This window comes from Puniceibacterium confluentis, assembly GCF_007923445.1.
GTDB lineage: Bacteria > Pseudomonadota > Alphaproteobacteria > Rhodobacterales > Rhodobacteraceae > Puniceibacterium > Puniceibacterium confluentis.
This window is the reverse complement of the sequence record NZ_VOJI01000001.1, coordinates 101,593-117,477: the sequence shown is the minus strand read 5'-3', so window position 1 is coordinate 117,477 and position 15,885 is coordinate 101,593. Positions and strand designations below refer to the sequence as shown.

Here is a 15,885-nt window from a genome sequence, read left to right as displayed (position 1 = left end):
TCCCATTGGGTAGCTGGTTGACAGCCGCACGCAAACGGCAGAAACAGAATCAAAGTTCAGATTCAATTTATGGCACCCATGCCAAAAACCTTGTGATGAGCGGCGCGCACATGACGCCGGTTTCGAAACGTCAACAGAGGGTGGTCAGATGACAAACTTCACAATCAACGGCAGGGACGTCACTGTCGATGTCGAGGCGGATACACCCTTGCTTTGGGTTGTCCGGGACGAACTGCGCCTGACAGGCAGCAAGTTTGGCTGCGGCGTTGCCCAGTGCGGCGCCTGCACCATGATGGTCGACGGGATGCCGCGCCGGACCTGCATCACACCGGTCGGATCCGTTGACGGCGCCAGCATCGAAACCATTGAAGGCCTGGAAGGCCGCGAAGCAGAGGCGGTGGCCGCTGCCTGGCAGGGTTTGGATGTGCCGCAATGCGGCTGGTGCCAATCCGGCCAGATCATCAGCGCCACGGCGTTGCTGCGCGAGGTGCCCAAACCCACTGACGACGATATTGATGCCGCGATGGCCGGGAACGTCTGCCGCTGCGCCACCTATGTGCGGATCCGTCAGGCCATTCATGACGCCGCTGACTCGATGGAGGGTTGAGCCATGACCATTCAAAGCCGCAGACAGTTTCTCGCCACCGGGGCCGGCCTCGTGATCGGACTTGCGCTGCCGATAAAGGGCCGTGCGCAGTCCGGCGCGGCTGCCGTGCTGAGCAAGGACGGATCCGCCGCAGGGACGTTCGCGCCAAATGCCTTTGTGCGCGTGGCGCCGGACAACACCGTGACGGTGATGATCAAGCACATCGAATTCGGTCAGGGGCCCTTTACCGGCCTTGCCACGCTAGTGGCCGAGGAAATGGACGCCAGCTGGGCCCAGATGCGTGCCGAATCCGCCCCTGCCAATGACGAGCTTTACAAGAACCTGTTCTTTGGCTTGCAGGCCACCGGCGGCTCGACTGCGATGGCGAATTCCTACATCCAGATGCGGCAGGCCGGCGCCGCCGCCCGCGCCATGATGGTTGCCGCAGCCGCCGAGGCATGGGACGTCCCGGCAACGGAAATCAGTGTCGCGGACGGCGTCGTCACACATGCGCAAAGTGGTCAGTCCGCCTCGTTCGGCGATCTTGCCGAAGCTGCGGCGCGGCAGACGGTGCCTGTGGAACCGGCGTTGAAGAATCCCAGTGAATTCAAACTGATCGGAACCGACCGACCCAAGCTGGACACCGCTGCCAAGTCCGATGGCACTGCGATATTCACCATGGACGTCCATCGCGAGGGCATGCAGACGGTTGTCGTGAAACACCCCGATGTTGTTGGCGCAGCCGTCGCTTCGTTCGATGCCAGCGCAGCACTGGAGGTCAAAGGCGTGGTTGCCGTCCGCCAGATCCCGCAGGGTGTCGCCGTCTATGCCACATCGACGGGCGCGGCGCTCAAGGGCCGCAGCCTGCTGACAGTCTCGTGGGACACCAGCATGGCGGAGACGCGTTCAAGTGATCAGATCTATGAGGATTTCTCACAGGCAGCGACACGCGAAGGCGGGGTCGTGGTCGAAGAAACCGGTGACTCCGGTGCCGCGATCGACGCTGCCGAGATCGTGCACGAAGCGGAATTCCGGTTTCCATATCTGGCGCATGCCCCGATGGAGCCGCTGGACGCGGTGCTTGAACTGAAGGACGGCAAGGCCGAGATGTGGATGGGCGCGCAATTTCCGGGGGTCGACAAGGGTGCGGTGGCCCGGGTTCTGGGCCTGGATGGCGCAGACGTCGCGCTGAACGTGATGCTTGCGGGGGGCAGCTTTGGACGCCGCGCCCAGACCACCGCCCAGATCGGCAGCGAAATCGCCGAGATTGCAAAGGCTGCGGGCAGCGACGGAGCATGGAAGCTGGTCTGGACCCGCGAGGACGACCTGACCGGCGGCTATTATCGTCCCTTGACGGTGCATCGCATGCGGGCCGGTCTCGACGCGGACGGCAACATCGTTGGTTGGGAAAACACCGTTGCCAACCAGTCGATCATGCTGGACACCTTCTTTGACGATGGCAAATCCGAAGGCACGGACCCGACGTCTTATGAGGGATCGACCAAGATGCCCTATGACCTGCCTGCGCTGCGGGTGAACTGGGTGCGGATGGAAAGCCCGCTGTCGGTTCTCTGGTGGCGCTCTGTGGGCCACACCCACACTGCCTATGCAACCGAAGTATTCCTGGACGAACTGCTTGAAAAAGCGGGGAAAGATCCGGTGCAGGGACGTTTGGACCTTTTGAAATCCGAAGCTGGGCGCGACCGGGCCGTACTGGAAAAGGTCGCCGAGATCGCCGGATGGGACGGCGAGCGGGTCAAGGGCGACCGGGCTTATGGTCTGGCTCTGCACGAAAGTTTCAGCACCTACGTGGCGCAGATCGTCGAAGTGTCGGACGCGGGCGGCTATCCGCGGGTACACAAGGTCTGGGTGGCGGTGGATTGCGGAGTCGCGGTAAACCCCAACGTGATCCGCGCGCAGGTCGAAGGCGCGGTTGGCTATGGCCTGGGGACGGCCCTGTTCAACGAGTTGACGCTGCTGGAGGGTGGCGTCGTGGCCCAGAAGAACTTTGACACGTATCGCATGTTGCGCATCCACGAAATGCCCGAGATCGAGGTTGCGATCATCAACAGCGTCGCCGATCCCACCGGCATCGGAGAGCCGGGTACGCCCCCGATCGCACCCGCCGTGGCCAATGCCTGGCGCGCGCTGACAGGACAGGCCGTGCGCCGTCTTCCCTTCAAATCTGCAGGTGCCTGAATGAAACGTCTTATCCTTGCCCTCGGCCTGACCCTCGCCGGCGCGGCGTCGGCCGAAACCGTCAACGGCCTGAAAACCGCCGATGAATTCGCCGGGGTCCAAAACGATGAGGAACGGTCGGTCGCTGTGTTTCAGGAGATGATGAAAGTCATCGAAAGCCCGCGCTGCCTGAACTGCCACCCAAGGGGCGACACGCCTTTGCAGGGGGATGACATGCATCCCCACATGCCGCCTGTCCAACGGGGCGTGGCCGACTTCGGGGCGCCCGGGATGTATTGCACCACCTGCCACGGTTCGGAAAATGTCGCGTATTCCACCGGAGACGGGTCGATTCCAGGACACGTGCCGTGGCAACTTGCGCCCGTTGAAATGGCGTGGGTCGGCAAGTCCGCGCCAGAGATCTGCGCGCAACTGAAGGACCCCGCGCGCAACGGCGGCCGGGACCTTGCCGAGATCCACGAGCATATGGCCGAAGACGGATTGGTTGGCTGGGGCTGGACTCCGGGCGAGGGTCGGACCCCTGCCCCGGGGACGCAGGCAATTTTGGGTGAATTGGTGCAGGCCTGGATCGACACCGGAGCCATGTGCCCCGAAAGCTAGGGTCTGCGGAATTTAACGGACGGCCCGGAGCCCAGGCTCCGGGCTTTTTTCCCTGTTCCCTGCTTCAAACGGTGCGAGAATATCTTGCGTACCGCCGGACCATCCGCAGAACATCGTCGCCATGCTGAATGGAAAGGGATTGACAGACGGCACAGATGAACCAATCCTTAAATGGTTCGCACGCTGATCCCATCCGGTATCGTCGCGTGTGGTTTTGCAAAGGATGCGCGCTGCCGTGCCGTCAGAAGACTCCTCACCCCGGAATGCCTCTCAGGTGCTGGCCGACGTCCGCAAGCTGATTGCCGGTGGCGGGTTGGATGCAGATGGCAAGCTGCCGAATGAACGCGACCTGTCGGTGCAACTGAATGTCGGGCGTCGCGGCCTGCGCCGCGCGCTGGATGCGCTCGAAGCCGAGGGGCTGATCTGGCGGCGTCAGGGCAAGGGCACATTCATCGGCCAGCCGCCGGATCCCAAGGGCAAGCTGGCTGCCGAAATCAGCGCCGAGGCCAACCCGCTGAGCGTGATGGAAGCGCGGCTGTGCCTGGAGCCGGAACTTGCCGCGCTCTGCGCCCAGCGCGCCGGCCCCGAGGATCTGGTCCGGATGCACCACCTGGTGGATCGCATCGACCAGACATCGGACGCAGAATCCGCCGAACTGTGGGATGGTTCGCTGCACCGGCTGATCGCCCGGGTCGCCGGCAACCCGATCCTGATGACCGCCTTCGCGCTTCTGGATGCGGTGCGCACGTCGCAGACCTGGCAAGATCAGCGCGACCGCGCCCGCTCTCCGGAACTGCGCCGTCTCTACACCCAGCAGCACCGGTCGATCGTGTCCGCCATTGCCCGGCACGATACTGACGGCGCGCGGGCGACGATGCGCGAACACCTGTCTTTGTTGTCCCTGAACCTCAGGGCCGTTTATCCAGGGGACAGGCCGTGACCATGAACACCCCGTTGCTCGAGGTGCGCGACCTGTCCATTCGCGTCGCAGGGGTCGGCCCTGCGCTGGTCGACCGGATTTCGTTCACCCTGAACCCGGGCAAGACGCTGTGTATCGTAGGCGAAAGCGGCTGCGGCAAAAGCCTGACATCACTCGCCCTGATGGGTCTGTTGCAGACGCCGCCCCTGTCCGTGGCAAGTGGCACGGCGGTTTTTGGCGGTCAGGATCTTCTCGCGATGACGCAGGGCGCGCTTGGTCGCGTGCGGGGCGACCGGATGGCAATGATCTTTCAGGAGCCGATGTCTTCCCTGAACCCGTCGTTGAAGATCGGCGAACAGATCGCCGAGTCCGTGCGACGCCACAAGCGGGTGGGCCGGGAGGCCGCCCGCGCCCGAGCACTTGAAATGCTCGAACGGGTCCGGATCCCGGCAGCGGCGCGTCGACTGGACGCGTATCCGCACGAGCTGTCCGGCGGCATGCGCCAGCGGGCGATGATCGCCATGGCACTGGCCAATGACCCGGAACTGCTGATCGCCGACGAACCCACAACGGCTCTGGACGTGACCATTCAGGCGCAAATCCTCAACCTGATGCGCGACCTGCAGGCGGAAACCGGCGCCGCGATGATCCTGATCACCCACGATCTGGGGGTGGTGGCCGAAATGGCGGACGAGGTTGCGGTGATGTATGCCGGTCGCATCGTCGAAATTGGCCCTGTTGCCCGGATCTTTGACGACCCGCAGCACCCCTACACGATCGGCCTCATGGCCTCGATGCCGTCGCTTGGGGCCCGCGCAGACAGGTTGGTGACAATTCCCGGAGTGGTTCCGCAGGCGGCCGAAATGCCGCCAGGGTGCCGCTTTGCCAGCCGCTGTCCCTTTGCCTCGGCGGTGTGCAACACCGTCCCGATGCTGGCCGAACTGGGATCGGATCACGCGGTGGCCTGCTTTCATGCGCCGCTGGAGCAGCCGTCACGGCCGCGCGCGGTCGCCCTGTGAGCGCCCCGGTGATCCTGAGCGCCCAGGGGTTGCGGCGCGATTTCGTGACCCGCAAACCGCTGTTCGGCGCCAACACCATCGTGCGCGCCGTCGATGGAGTCGACTTGCAGATTCTGCAGGGCGAAACCGTGGCGATCGTCGGCGAAAGCGGCTGCGGAAAGTCGACGCTTGCGCGCCTGCTGGTGCGGTTGATCGACCCGTCCGAGGGTTCGGTCTGGTACGGGGGCCGCGACATCGCACAATTGGATCCGCGCGCTCTGCGGGATTTGCGCCGCGACCTGCAATTCATCTTTCAGGATCCGTTTTCATCGCTCAATCCGCGGATGACCGTCGGCGCCCTGATCGAAGAGCCGCTGATAACCCACGGCATCGGGGACAAGGCCCAGCGACGGGCCAGGACCAACGAGCTTCTGGCCCGGGTGGGTCTGCTCCCCAGCCATGCAAACCGGTATCCACACGAGTTTTCGGGCGGGCAGCGGCAGCGTATCGGCATCGCCCGCGCGCTGGCCACCGGCCCGAAACTGATCGTCGCGGACGAACCGGTCAGTGCACTCGACGTGTCGATCCAGGCGCAGGTGGTGAATATTCTCGAGGATCTCAAAGAGGCCTTCGGTCTGACCCTGGTGATCATCGCCCATGACCTGGCAGTCATCCGCCACATGGCCGACCGGGTGGCGGTGATGTATCTGGGCGAAGTGGTCGAAATCGCCCGGACCGAAGACCTGTTTACCGCGCCGCGCCACCCCTATTCCGAGACGTTGCTGGCGGCGATTCCGATCGCCAGCGTCAGGCCCCGCCGCGCCCGGGCGCGGTTCGAAGGCGATCTGCCCAACCCGACTGCGCCACCTCCGGGATGCCGGTTCCACACCCGGTGCCCCTATGCACAGCCACGCTGCCAGACCCACCGGCCGACGTTGCAGGATCTCGGTGACCGTCAGGTGGCCTGCCATTTCGCCGATACGCTGGATCTGAAGGGGCTGAACGGCGGTGCCGTCATGCGCAGTCCAGCCACCACCGCCCGGTTTGCGCTATATCGCGCGGCACGGGCGCAAGAAGACGGGAAAACCGTCGCCGGAAAGACCGACAGCTCAACAGAGGAGTCACTCACATGACCATCACGAAAACACTTGCGCTCGCGCTGACGCTGGGGATCAGCGCCTCGGCGCTGCAGGCCGCCGACCTGCGCATCGGCCTGCAGGAAGATCCCGACATCCTCGACCCCGATCAGTCGCGGACCTTTGTTGGTCGGATTGTCTATGCCTCGCTCTGCGACAAGCTGGTCGACATCACGCCCGAACTGGAAATCGTCCCGCAACTCGCAACCGGCTGGGACTGGTCCGACGACGGTCTCGAGCTGACGATGACCCTGCGCGACGGCGTCACCTTTCATGACGGAACCGCCTTCGACGCCAAGGCCGTGGTCGCCAATATCGATCGCAGCCAGAACATGGACGAGAGCCGCCGCAAATCCGAGCTGACCTCGATCACAGCCGCTGAGGCGGTTGACGATCTGACCGTCAAGTTCACCCTCGGCGCACCCGATGCGACCTTGCTGGCGCAGTTGGCCGATCGTGCCGGCATGATGGTCTCCCCCACCGCCGCGACGGAGGCAGGCGTCGATTTCGGTCTCAACCCGGTCTGTTCCGGACCCTTCAAGTTTGTCGAAAGGGTTCAGCAAGACCGGATCGTGCTGGAAAAATTCACCGGATACTGGGATGCCGACGCGATCCATTTCGACACCGTGGTCTTTCTGCCGATCCCGGACACCACCGTGCGGCTGGCCAATCTGCGTTCCGGCGACCTGGACATGCTGGAACGGCTGGCCGCCACCGATGTCGCCTCGGTGGCAGACGATGGGTTTCTGCTGATGGAGCAGGCGGTTTCGCTGGGCTATCAGGGAATTACCGTGAACGTCGCCAACGGCGAACGCGCCGCCAGCCCGATCGGAGAAAATTCCGCAGTGCGCCGTGCGCTGTCGCTGGCCATCGACCGCAAGGTGATCAATCAGGTGGTGTTCGAGGGCGCCTTTGCCGCCGGCAACCAGCCGTTCCCGCCGACCTCGCCCTGGTACAACAAGGATTTCCCGGTGCCCGAACGTGACGTGGCAGCCGCGAGGGCCCTGCTGGAAGAAGCCGGTTTCGCGGATGGCATCACGATCGAGGTGCAGGTGCCCAACAACCCGGTACAGATGCAGCTGATGCAGGTGGTGCAGGCAATGGCCGCCGAAGCCGGGATCACTGTCGAACTGCTGGCCAAGGAATTTGCCACCCTGCTGTCCGATCAGACCGCCGGCGCCTATACCGCCAGCCAGATCGGCTGGTCAGGCCGGGTCGATCCCGACGGCAATATCCACCAGTTCATGACGACGGACGGCGGCATCAATGACTCTCATTACTCGAACCCGCAGGTCGACGAGCTGCTGAACGGCGCGAGGGTCTCCAACGACATGGCGACCCGCAAGCAAAGCTATGATTCCGCGCTTGCCATCCTGCAGGACGACATGCCGATCATCTACCTTTACCATCAGGCCTGGATCTGGGCGCTGGACGACAAGGTTCAGGGGTTTGTGCCCTACCCCGACGGGATGATCCGGCTGCAGGGCGTGTCGTTTTCACAATGAGCTTGCAGGCCCGGTGCGATGGGTGCCGGGCCTGCCCCACAGCGGAGTCGTTAAATGCTGGCCTTTCTCGGACGCCGCATCCTGATCGCCATTCCGACGATCATTTTGATCTCGATCTTTGTGTTCGGAATGCAGAAACTGCTGCCCGGCGATCCCGTGCTGGTCATGGCAGGCGAAGACCGCAACCCCGAGATGATCGAGTTTCTGCGGGAAAAATACCGTCTCAACGATCCGATTCCGGTTCAGTATCTCACCTGGATCGGCAACGCCTTGCAGGGCGATCTCGGAATATCGCTGCGCACCCGGCAGCCGGTGTTGGAACTGATCGGGGAAAAGCTGCCGGTGACCCTTCAGCTGGCGGTGATGGCGCTGATCATCGCGCTGTTGATCGGTATCCCCGCCGGTGTGCTCTCGGCCTACAAGAAGGGGACCTGGGTGGATTGGCTGGCCAATCTTGTCGCGCTGTCGGGCCTGTCGGTCCCCAATTTCTGGCTCGGGATCATGCTGATCCTGCTGGTGTCGGTCAACCTTGGCTGGCTGCCCGCCTCGGGGTACCGGCCGCTGGCACAGGACCCGCTGCAATCCATCCTGACCATGCTGATGCCCGCCTTCGTGCTGGGCACCGGGCTGGCCGCGACACTGATGCGGCACACGCGTTCCGCCATGCTTGGCGTGTTGCGCTCGGATTATGTCCGCACCGCCCGGGCCAAAGGGCTGCCGGAACGCATGGTGCTGGTCAAACATGCCCTGCGCAACGCGCTGGTGCCGATCGTCACAGTGACAACGCTCCTGTTCGGAGAGCTTCTGGCGGGCGCGGTCCTGACCGAACAGATCTTTACCATTCCCGGATTTGGCAAGCTGATTGTCGACGCGGTGTTCAACCGTGACTATGCAGTGGTTCAGGGCATCGTGCTGTGTACCGGGGTTGCGTTCATTGCCATGAACATCCTCGCCGACGCCGCTTATCGCGTGCTGAATCCAAGGATGAAGGACTCGTGACCATCCTGCCCGTCACCACAGCCCCGGCCCCGCGCACGCCCAGCCGGTTCTGGCGCAAGCTCCGCGCCAGCAAGTCCGCCGTTCTTGGCGGGATCCTTGTGATCTTTTTTGTCGCCGTCGCACTGGCCGCGCCGCTGCTGCCGGTGCCCGGACCGATCGAAACCGACTGGGGGGCGGTCCGCAAAGCCCCGTCGGCGGCGCACCCCTTCGGCACCGACGAAATCGGCCGGGATGTGTTGTCGCGGATGATCTGGGGCGCGCAGGCCTCGTTGTTGGCCGGGGTGGTTTCCGTCCTCATCGCCGTCGTTCTGGGCGTGCCGCTGGGTGTGCTGTCGGGATACCTGCGCGGCTGGACCGATGCCGTGATCTCGCGCTTTACCGAGGCGTTGCTGGCCGCGCCGTTCCTGATCCTCGCCATTGCGCTTGCCGCTTTTCTCGGGCCCAGCCTGTCCAATGCCATGATCGCCATCGGACTGTCGGCAATGCCGCTGTTCATCCGGCTGGCCCGCGCCCAGACGATGAGCGTGATGACCGAGGACTATGTCGAAAGCGCCCGCGCCGTCGGGCTTGGCCATTTTGCGCTGATCCGCAAGTATATCCTGCCAAACATTTTTCCACCCATACTTGTGCAGGCGACACTGACCATCGCCACCGCCATCATCGCCGAGGCGTCGTTGTCCTTTCTCGGGCTTGGGCAGCAACCGCCGGCCCCGAGCTGGGGGTCGATGCTGAACGTGGCAAAGAACTTTCTCGAACAAGCGCCCTGGATGGCGTTGTGGCCCGGCGTCGCGATCTTTCTCGTCGTGCTGGGCTTCAACCTGCTGGGCGACGGATTGCGCGACGCACTTGACCCGCGCGACTTGTGACGCTTCAAGCAACGGGCCGCTGAAAAGGCAGAGAAAATGACCTACTCCATCGTCGCCAGGGATCCCGAAACCGGCCAGTATGGCGTGATCGTCGCCAGCCGCTTTTTTGCCACCGGTGCCCTGGTGCCGCATTTGCGTGGTGGCAGGTGCGCTGTCGCTACCCAGGCCTTTGTAAGCCCGATCTGGGGCATGGAAGCCGCCAACCGGCTCGCCCTCGGGGAACGCGCAGAAGACGTGGTGCCGGACCTTGTCGCGCGGGATGCGGGTCAGGCCATTCGTCAGATCCACATGATCGACATGGCCGGTCGCATCGCGGCCCATACCGGCAAGGACTGCATCGGCTGGTGCGGTCAGATCTCCGCCGACGCGGTGTCCGTGGCCGGCAACATGTTGGCAGGACAGGCGGTTATCGCGGACACACTGGCGGCCTATCTGGCGCATCTGCATTTGCCCTTCGGACCGCGCCTGTTGGAGGCGATGGCGGCAGGGGCCCGCGCCGGCGGCGACAAGCGGGGCACCCAATCCGCCGCGCTGGTGATTCATCAGAGTGAGGACTACCCTTGGCTTGACCTGCGCGCCGACGATCACCCCGACCCTCTGGCCGAACTGCGCAGGTTGTACGAGGTGGCACAGGAAAGATTTGTGCACGTGGCCAAGGCACTGCCGACGCGGGACAATTTCTCGGGCACGACAGACCGGCGCGGCATAGACTCCGCGATCAAGGAGGCGGATGCCGCACGCCGGGCGGCGGGTATACCCAGCAAATCCTTTGCAACTGAACTGGATCCTTGACCCCTGTCACACGCGGCGGGCAAACGGGCGGGCGGGTCATCGGCGCCGCAGCAGGGATGCACCCTATTCGGGTCTGGCAGCGCGGAGTTCAGCGTCAGTACCCCTTTGATGCGGACACCGAGGTCTGCCAGTCTTCCTCCAGACGCCGCTCGGCCAGGGTGAAATTCCTGCGACGCTGCACTTCCCGGTCGTCAGCCGCCAGGTCTGCTGTCACCTGGTGCCGGGCAAACGCGGTCTGCGCCGCCGCCAGGGTTTCAGCCTTGCGGACCTGCAGAACCGCAAGCTCCTGAGTCAGCCGCAACCGCCGTTGTGCCAGCCAGTTCTGCCAGACTCCGTCCGCCCCTAGCATTCTGCGGGCGTGTGCCTGATCATCCTGTCGCAAGGACCGGTGGCGCAGGTTTTCAATCTCGTCCAGTTCACGGCGCAGGGCATCCTCCTGGACCAGCATGTCACGGTGACGCGCCAGCGCCCGTTCCTCCATCAATGCGGCAATGGGTTGCAGATCCTCGAACTCTGATGCCATCAAAACCTTCTTTCCTGCACCCGTTTGCGCATCGCGTCGGCAAACCGTATGGCCGCCGCGACAGGGCGGTAGTGTTCATGCTGGATCGACTGGCCGATCTCAACCGTGGCATAGAGCGCCCGGGCCGTGGGTGGGTCGGAATGGATCGGCACCATCGCCTCCTGACCGGCCTCGCGTATTCTCGCTGCCACGTGATCGACCCCCTTGGCGACACAAACCGGCACATTGCCTGTCTCCCTGTTCCACTTGAGCGCGACGGCATAGCGGGTCGGGTTGACGATGATCACATCCGCAGTGGGCACATCCCGCATCATCTGGTTCATGGCGATTTCCTGCGCCCGCGCCCGGCGCTGCTGCTTCATCGCCGGATCACCTTCGGACTCCTTGTATTCGTCGCGCAGCTCCTTGTGCGACATGCGGTTTTTTCGCAGATGTTCCTGATGTTGCCACAGAAAATCAATTCCGCCGATGACCGCCGCCACGACAGCGACAATGGTCATCATCTTGATCGCAAGTGTCATCAACAGGCTGACGACGCCAGTCGCGCTGCCCTGCAGGGACCCGGCAATCACTGCCATTTGCGCGGACAGGAACAATCCCAGTACAGCCGAATAGACCATGAGTTTGGTGAAGCTCTTGGCGAACTCGAACAACCCACGGCGGCCAAACTTGTTCTTGGCGTTTTCCAGCAGCGACAGACGCGACCATTTCGGGGCCAGTTTCTGCGGTGCCACCACGATCCCCTTCTGCGCAATCAAGACCGCCACAACCAGCAGCCCCGGTCCGATGACCCACGGCAGAACCGGCGCCATGCTGTCCGCGATCAGGCGGCCAACGACCGGTGTGCTGCCCTCGCCAAAGTAGGTCGCAACCAGCAAATGCGGATGGTCAATCAACGGCAACATCGCCTCGGCCAGCCCGAAAAGCGACGCCTGTCCAAGCGCAAGAGCGGTCAGCAATATTCCTGCATAGGCCGTGGCGGTCAGAAGATCCGGCGAGCGCGCGATCTCGCCCTTCTTGCGGGCTTCGTCGAGCTTGTGCTTTGACGCCTCATGTGACTTGTCGCTGTCATCATCGTTTTCGCCTGCCATCAGGGTGGTCCGAAGGGTTTCGCGAGAAAGCTGTCGAAGGCAGTGTGCCACACCGTAAGCAGGATCGGCGCGGTGACAAAGAGCAGCGCAATCGCGCCCAGAGTGATCACCGGCGCGCCGACAAAGGCGACCATGAGCTGCGGCATCGCCTTGTTGATGACACCGAGCGTCACGTTGTAAAGCACAGACAGGATCACAAACGGCGCCGCCAGTGTGAAGGCCAGCCGGAAGGCGTGATTGACATGCTCCCGCCCCCAGTCAGCCAGGACGCCCGGGTCCGGAAACGTTGCCGGCGGCATCGCGTCATAGGACATGATGAACAGGGCCGCCGCTTTGACATGCAGCCCGGTCATCATCATCAGCGCCATCGCCGAAACCGTAAGGACCTGACCAATGGCCGGCATCGGATCCATCGCATTGTTCCCCGTCAACTGGGACAATGACGTCGACTGCGCCGCTATTGCACCGGCCGTCTGCAGTGCCAGCACAAACAGCCGGAGCCCGATACCCAGCGCCAGACCGGCAACGACCTCGGTCGCGATCATCCTGAAAAAAGTCTCGACACCTGGCTGCGGGACTGGATACGTCCCGGTCACGGCCGCCGCGACAATGACCGACATCGCCAGCGACAGGACCAGTCGGATCCGCACCGGCACCGAGCGTTCACCCAGCGCGGGCATGACCGAAAGTGCCGCGCCGACCCGCAAGAACACGGCAAACAGCGTCCAGAGCTGTTCCTGCAAGGTGTCCACCAGTGCCATCACAGTGCGACGACGCCAACGAGGGAGGGGCGCGCTTCGATGCCGATTTCCTCAAACGACAGGACCGGGTTGGCGATCCCTTTTGCGGCCAGGATGGTGCGTAGGAAACGGCGGCGTCTACATGAGGTGACAAGCGCCGGGAACACACCCCGGGCCCCAGCATCTCCGACCTGCCTGGCCACACCGCTGGTCAACGTTTCGAAAGATTCGGGCGGCAGCGCGACATCCATGCCCCCGCGGTCCCCCTCGATTTGATAGCGGGTGAACAATTCCTCCCACTCCGGAGCCAGCTGTATCAACGGGATTGTCCCGTCATTGCGTCGCATCCCCGCGACCAATTGAAATCCCAGACGCTGGCGAACGTGCTCGCATATCGCCTCGGGGCGCGCCTGCTGTCCTCGGGTTTCGGCAATCGCTTCAAGGATCAACGGCAGATTTCGGATCGATACCTGTTCGTCCAGCAACATCCGCAACACCGCGTGCAGCAGGTCGATCTGTACCCTCTCCGGGATGAGTTCATCAATCAGCCGCCGGTTCGCTTCAGCCCGGGCAGTGTTCGAAAGTGACACCATCTCATCAAGGATACGGCGCAGCGACCGCAGGCTCAGGAGCCGGCCGAAATTACGCTTGATGACTTCCAGAAGATGGGTAGCCAGCACCTCGGTCGGGGTGACGATGGTGACGCCGGTCAAAGCCGCGCGCTCCCGGTCCTCGGGCTTGATCCACCGCGCGGGCGCCCCGTAGACCGGTTCGCTGACATCCCGGCCGTCGGGCAGGCGGGTCTGGTCGTCGGGCACGAGTGCCAGCACAAGGTCCGGATTCAGCGAACCCCGGGCAAGCTCTGCCCCCTGAATGCGCACCACATAGGTCCCGGTGGGCAATGCCGCAGAGTCGGTCAGCCGGATTTCGGGCATGATGACGCCAAAGGTCGCGGCAATGTGGTTGCGCATATTGGAGATCCGCACATCAAGGCCGGTACCCGGGTCAAGCACCATGTTCACCAGGTCCGGCGCGAATTCGACGTGGATGTCGTCGAGATCCAGAATATCGCCGATCGGCTTCTGCGCGGCCGCCAATTCAGGCTCGGCATCATCAGGCGCTTCCTGTTCACGCGCGGATTTGCGCGCCATGCCATACGCGGCACCGCCGAGCACGGCGGCACCGGAAATGAAGGGCAAGAATGGCAACCCCGGCACCAGGGCGAACAGTGCCATGAGCACGGCGACCGTGCCCAAAGCCGCGGGATAACGGCCAAGTTGCGCCACCAACGTCAGATCGGTCGCACCGGTGGCACCGCCGCGCGCCAGCAACAGCGCGGACGCAATCGAGATGATCACCGCCGGGATTTGCGACACCAACCCGTCGCCAACGGTCAGGATTGCATAGGTTTCGAAGGCACTGCCGATCGCCATGCCGTGTACAAAAACCCCCATGATGATCCCCATCACGAGGTTCAGCAACGTGATGAGCAAACCGGCGACGGCATCGCCTTTGACAAATTTCGACGCGCCGTCCAGGGATCCGAAAAAAGTCGTTTCCTGCAACTCCCGCTCGCGCCGCTCCTTTGCCTCGGCATGATCGATGGCGCCTGCACTCATGTCGCTGTCGATGGCCAGTTGTTTGCCGGGCATCCCGTCCAGGGCAAAGCGGGCGCCCACCTCTGCCATGCGCGCGGCACCCTTGGTGATCACGGTGAAATTGACGATCATCAGCACGCCAAATACCACGAGGCCCATGAAAACACTGCCATTCATCACGAAACTTGCGAACCCCTGGATGACATTACCAGCGGCGTGGGTACCCTCGTGCCCCTGGCCTATGATCAACTTTGTCGAACTGACGTTCAGCGACAGCCGCAACATGAGCGAAGCAAGCAGGATTGTCGGAAAGGCGGAAAAGTCCAGGGGCCGCTCGATGAACAGCGTGACCGTGAAAATGAGGATGGCCAGCCCGAAAGAGGCGGCGAGGCCGACATCCAGAACCCAGGATGGCACCGGCAAGATCATCATCACGATGACCGCCATCAAAGCGACCGCCAACAGAACCGTAGGGCGGAACAGTGTCTCTTTCAGATCAAGTATCACGCCTCTGAGTCCACGATAACCGCCCGACTTTCCGATCCGGGACCTTTGACCGGCCCGCGATCCGACGGTGCGAGAATCACGTCAGGAAACATTCGGCCCCGCCTTTTGTCTTTCACATCAAACCGAGTATCGGGCCGAACTGGTTTATTATCTGTTGCCAAAAGTGGTCGTTTTGCCAAATGACCGGGATGAAGGTGCTGCGTTCACACGCGTCACTCAACAGCGGCCCGTGTGTGCACCTGGGGGCGGCCATGTATCGCGCCTTCCGGAGCGGCAGGTTGCTCAGCAACGGGGCACAGTCGCGCATACAGGGTGACGGCCGCAGGTTGCCTTTCCCGGTGTCCGGCAGTGCAGGTTTACTTCGAGATGAGCGGAGCGTGGCGTTCTCTTGCTCGGGGTCGACCTGATCGCGCAGTTCCGACAGCACCGGCGCGTCACCGACATCACCGGAAATGGCCCCGGCAGCGCGGATCTCAGGTGTTTTTCCGTCAACTCCAAGCTGAATGTTGCAAAGGACCCGGCGCCAGGAGCCGCCGAGTCCGCATGTGCGCCGCTCAGCTCTATCGCCCTCTTTATGCCAGTGCAATCGACGGGCAGGTGCTGCGCGTTCTTGGAACCACAGGATACGAGGGTCCCTTCCAAGGCCTTCCGCCGACGCGACATTGTGCTGAAGTCGGGCACCATCCTGTCTGGCCCGGAGAAGTTTAGCAGGCTGGCCATGCGCCGGGTGGCCAGTAAAAGCGGCAGCCCCAAGCGGACCTTGTGGTCCAGAAGGCCAGACTTGCCGCACTGAACCGCGCCGCGTTTGCCCGAGATTGGCATTCTG

General features: G+C 63.1%; 15 protein-coding genes. 10 read left to right on the top strand and 5 right to left on the bottom strand.

Annotated features, from left to right (window positions below; all coding sequences use genetic code 11):
* The first annotated feature begins 148 nt into the window (after window positions 1-148).
* The 10 genes from FOY53_RS00535 (at window position 149) to FOY53_RS00490 (ending at window position 10,600) form a co-directional block, all read left to right on the top strand.
* Window positions 149-607 carry a (2Fe-2S)-binding protein gene (locus FOY53_RS00535; protein WP_146584593.1) on the top strand — a complete coding sequence of 153 codons (459 nt, stop codon included), beginning with the start codon at window positions 149-151 and terminating at the stop codon, window positions 605-607.
* A gap of 3 nt (window positions 608-610) precedes the next feature.
* On the top strand, window positions 611-2,785 hold the full coding sequence (locus FOY53_RS00530; protein WP_146584589.1) for a xanthine dehydrogenase family protein molybdopterin-binding subunit: 2,175 nt from the start codon (window positions 611-613) through the stop codon (window positions 2,783-2,785).
* Entirely contained in the window at window positions 2,786-3,385 is a 600-nt protein-coding gene (locus tag FOY53_RS00525; protein WP_146584587.1) for an Isoquinoline 1-oxidoreductase subunit, read from the top strand.
* Between the two features lie 235 nt (window positions 3,386-3,620).
* Window positions 3,621-4,325 (top strand): FadR/GntR family transcriptional regulator, encoded by a 705-nt coding sequence (locus FOY53_RS00520; protein WP_186766470.1) that lies wholly within the window; start codon window positions 3,621-3,623, stop codon window positions 4,323-4,325.
* A 2-nt stretch (window positions 4,326-4,327) separates the two neighbouring features.
* Entirely contained in the window at window positions 4,328-5,323 is a 996-nt protein-coding gene (locus FOY53_RS00515; protein WP_146585394.1) for an ABC transporter ATP-binding protein, read from the top strand.
* Window positions 5,320-6,435 carry an ABC transporter ATP-binding protein gene (locus FOY53_RS00510; protein ID WP_146584583.1) on the top strand — a complete coding sequence of 372 codons (1,116 nt, stop codon included), beginning with the start codon at window positions 5,320-5,322 and terminating at the stop codon, window positions 6,433-6,435. The genes FOY53_RS00515 and FOY53_RS00510 overlap by 4 nt, the downstream gene beginning before the upstream one ends.
* Window positions 6,432-7,943 carry an ABC transporter substrate-binding protein gene (locus FOY53_RS00505; protein WP_146584581.1) on the top strand — a complete coding sequence of 504 codons (1,512 nt, stop codon included), beginning with the start codon at window positions 6,432-6,434 and terminating at the stop codon, window positions 7,941-7,943. The genes FOY53_RS00510 and FOY53_RS00505 overlap by 4 nt, the downstream gene beginning before the upstream one ends.
* 54 nt (window positions 7,944-7,997) lie before the next feature.
* Window positions 7,998-8,942 carry an ABC transporter permease gene (locus FOY53_RS00500; RefSeq protein WP_146584579.1) on the top strand — a complete coding sequence of 315 codons (945 nt, stop codon included), beginning with the start codon at window positions 7,998-8,000 and terminating at the stop codon, window positions 8,940-8,942.
* Window positions 8,939-9,808, top strand: a complete 870-nt coding sequence (locus FOY53_RS00495; RefSeq protein ID WP_146584577.1) for an ABC transporter permease — start codon at window positions 8,939-8,941, stop codon at window positions 9,806-9,808. Before FOY53_RS00500 ends, FOY53_RS00495 begins: the two co-directional genes overlap by 4 nt.
* Before the next feature lie 36 nt (window positions 9,809-9,844).
* A complete protein-coding gene (locus FOY53_RS00490; RefSeq protein WP_146584575.1) occupies window positions 9,845-10,600 on the top strand; it encodes a DUF1028 domain-containing protein in 756 nt (251 codons plus the stop codon).
* 94 nt (window positions 10,601-10,694) lie between these two features.
* Here the strand turns inward: FOY53_RS00490 and FOY53_RS00485 are convergent, their stop codons facing one another.
* The 5 genes from FOY53_RS00485 to FOY53_RS24125 form a co-directional block, all read right to left on the bottom strand.
* The gene (locus FOY53_RS00485) at window positions 10,695-11,123 is read right to left on the bottom strand and encodes a hypothetical protein (protein ID WP_146584573.1); all 429 of its coding nucleotides are present in this window, start codon (window positions 11,121-11,123) and stop codon (window positions 10,695-10,697) included.
* The gene (locus tag FOY53_RS00480; RefSeq protein ID WP_146584571.1) at window positions 11,123-12,214 is read right to left on the bottom strand and encodes an EscU/YscU/HrcU family type III secretion system export apparatus switch protein; all 1,092 of its coding nucleotides are present in this window, start codon (window positions 12,212-12,214) and stop codon (window positions 11,123-11,125) included. Before FOY53_RS00480 ends, FOY53_RS00485 begins: the two co-directional genes overlap by 1 nt.
* Window positions 12,214-12,975, bottom strand: coding sequence for a flagellar biosynthetic protein FliR (locus FOY53_RS00475; RefSeq protein ID WP_146584569.1), 762 nt, complete (start codon window positions 12,973-12,975; stop codon window positions 12,214-12,216). The genes FOY53_RS00480 and FOY53_RS00475 overlap by 1 nt, the downstream gene beginning before the upstream one ends.
* Window positions 12,975-14,999, bottom strand: coding sequence for a flagellar biosynthesis protein FlhA (flhA, locus tag FOY53_RS00470; protein WP_246107253.1), 2,025 nt, complete (start codon window positions 14,997-14,999; stop codon window positions 12,975-12,977). The genes FOY53_RS00475 and flhA overlap by 1 nt, the downstream gene beginning before the upstream one ends.
* A gap of 342 nt (window positions 15,000-15,341) precedes the next feature.
* Complete coding sequence (locus tag FOY53_RS24125; RefSeq protein ID WP_369333830.1) at window positions 15,342-15,881, bottom strand: transposase; 540 nt, start codon at window positions 15,879-15,881, stop codon at window positions 15,342-15,344.
* Window positions 15,882-15,885 lie beyond the last annotated feature (4 nt).

Bases quoted from the DNA above. Each gene is read 5' to 3' on its own strand.
- FOY53_RS00535 (WP_146584593.1), top strand. From the start codon at position 149: ATGACAAACTTCACAATCAACGGCAGGGACGTCACTGTCGATGTCGAG.
- FOY53_RS00530 (WP_146584589.1), top strand. From the start codon at position 611: ATGACCATTCAAAGCCGCAGACAGTTTCTCGCCACCGGGGCCGGCCTC.
- FOY53_RS00525 (WP_146584587.1), top strand. From the start codon at position 2,786: ATGAAACGTCTTATCCTTGCCCTCGGCCTGACCCTCGCCGGCGCGGCG.
- FOY53_RS00515 (WP_146585394.1), top strand. From the start codon at position 4,328: ATGAACACCCCGTTGCTCGAGGTGCGCGACCTGTCCATTCGCGTCGCA.
- FOY53_RS00505 (WP_146584581.1), top strand. From the start codon at position 6,432: ATGACCATCACGAAAACACTTGCGCTCGCGCTGACGCTGGGGATCAGC.
- FOY53_RS00500 (WP_146584579.1), top strand. From the start codon at position 7,998: ATGCTGGCCTTTCTCGGACGCCGCATCCTGATCGCCATTCCGACGATC.
- FOY53_RS00490 (WP_146584575.1), top strand. From the start codon at position 9,845: ATGACCTACTCCATCGTCGCCAGGGATCCCGAAACCGGCCAGTATGGC.
- FOY53_RS00485 (WP_146584573.1), bottom strand. From the start codon at position 11,123: ATGGCATCAGAGTTCGAGGATCTGCAACCCATTGCCGCATTGATGGAG.
- FOY53_RS00480 (WP_146584571.1), bottom strand. From the start codon at position 12,214: ATGGCAGGCGAAAACGATGATGACAGCGACAAGTCACATGAGGCGTCA.
- FOY53_RS00475 (WP_146584569.1), bottom strand. From the start codon at position 12,975: ATGGCACTGGTGGACACCTTGCAGGAACAGCTCTGGACGCTGTTTGCC.
- flhA (WP_246107253.1), bottom strand. From the start codon at position 14,999: ATGGCGGTCATCGTGATGATGATCTTGCCGGTGCCATCCTGGGTTCTG.
- FOY53_RS24125 (WP_369333830.1), bottom strand. From the start codon at position 15,881: ATGCCAATCTCGGGCAAACGCGGCGCGGTTCAGTGCGGCAAGTCTGGC.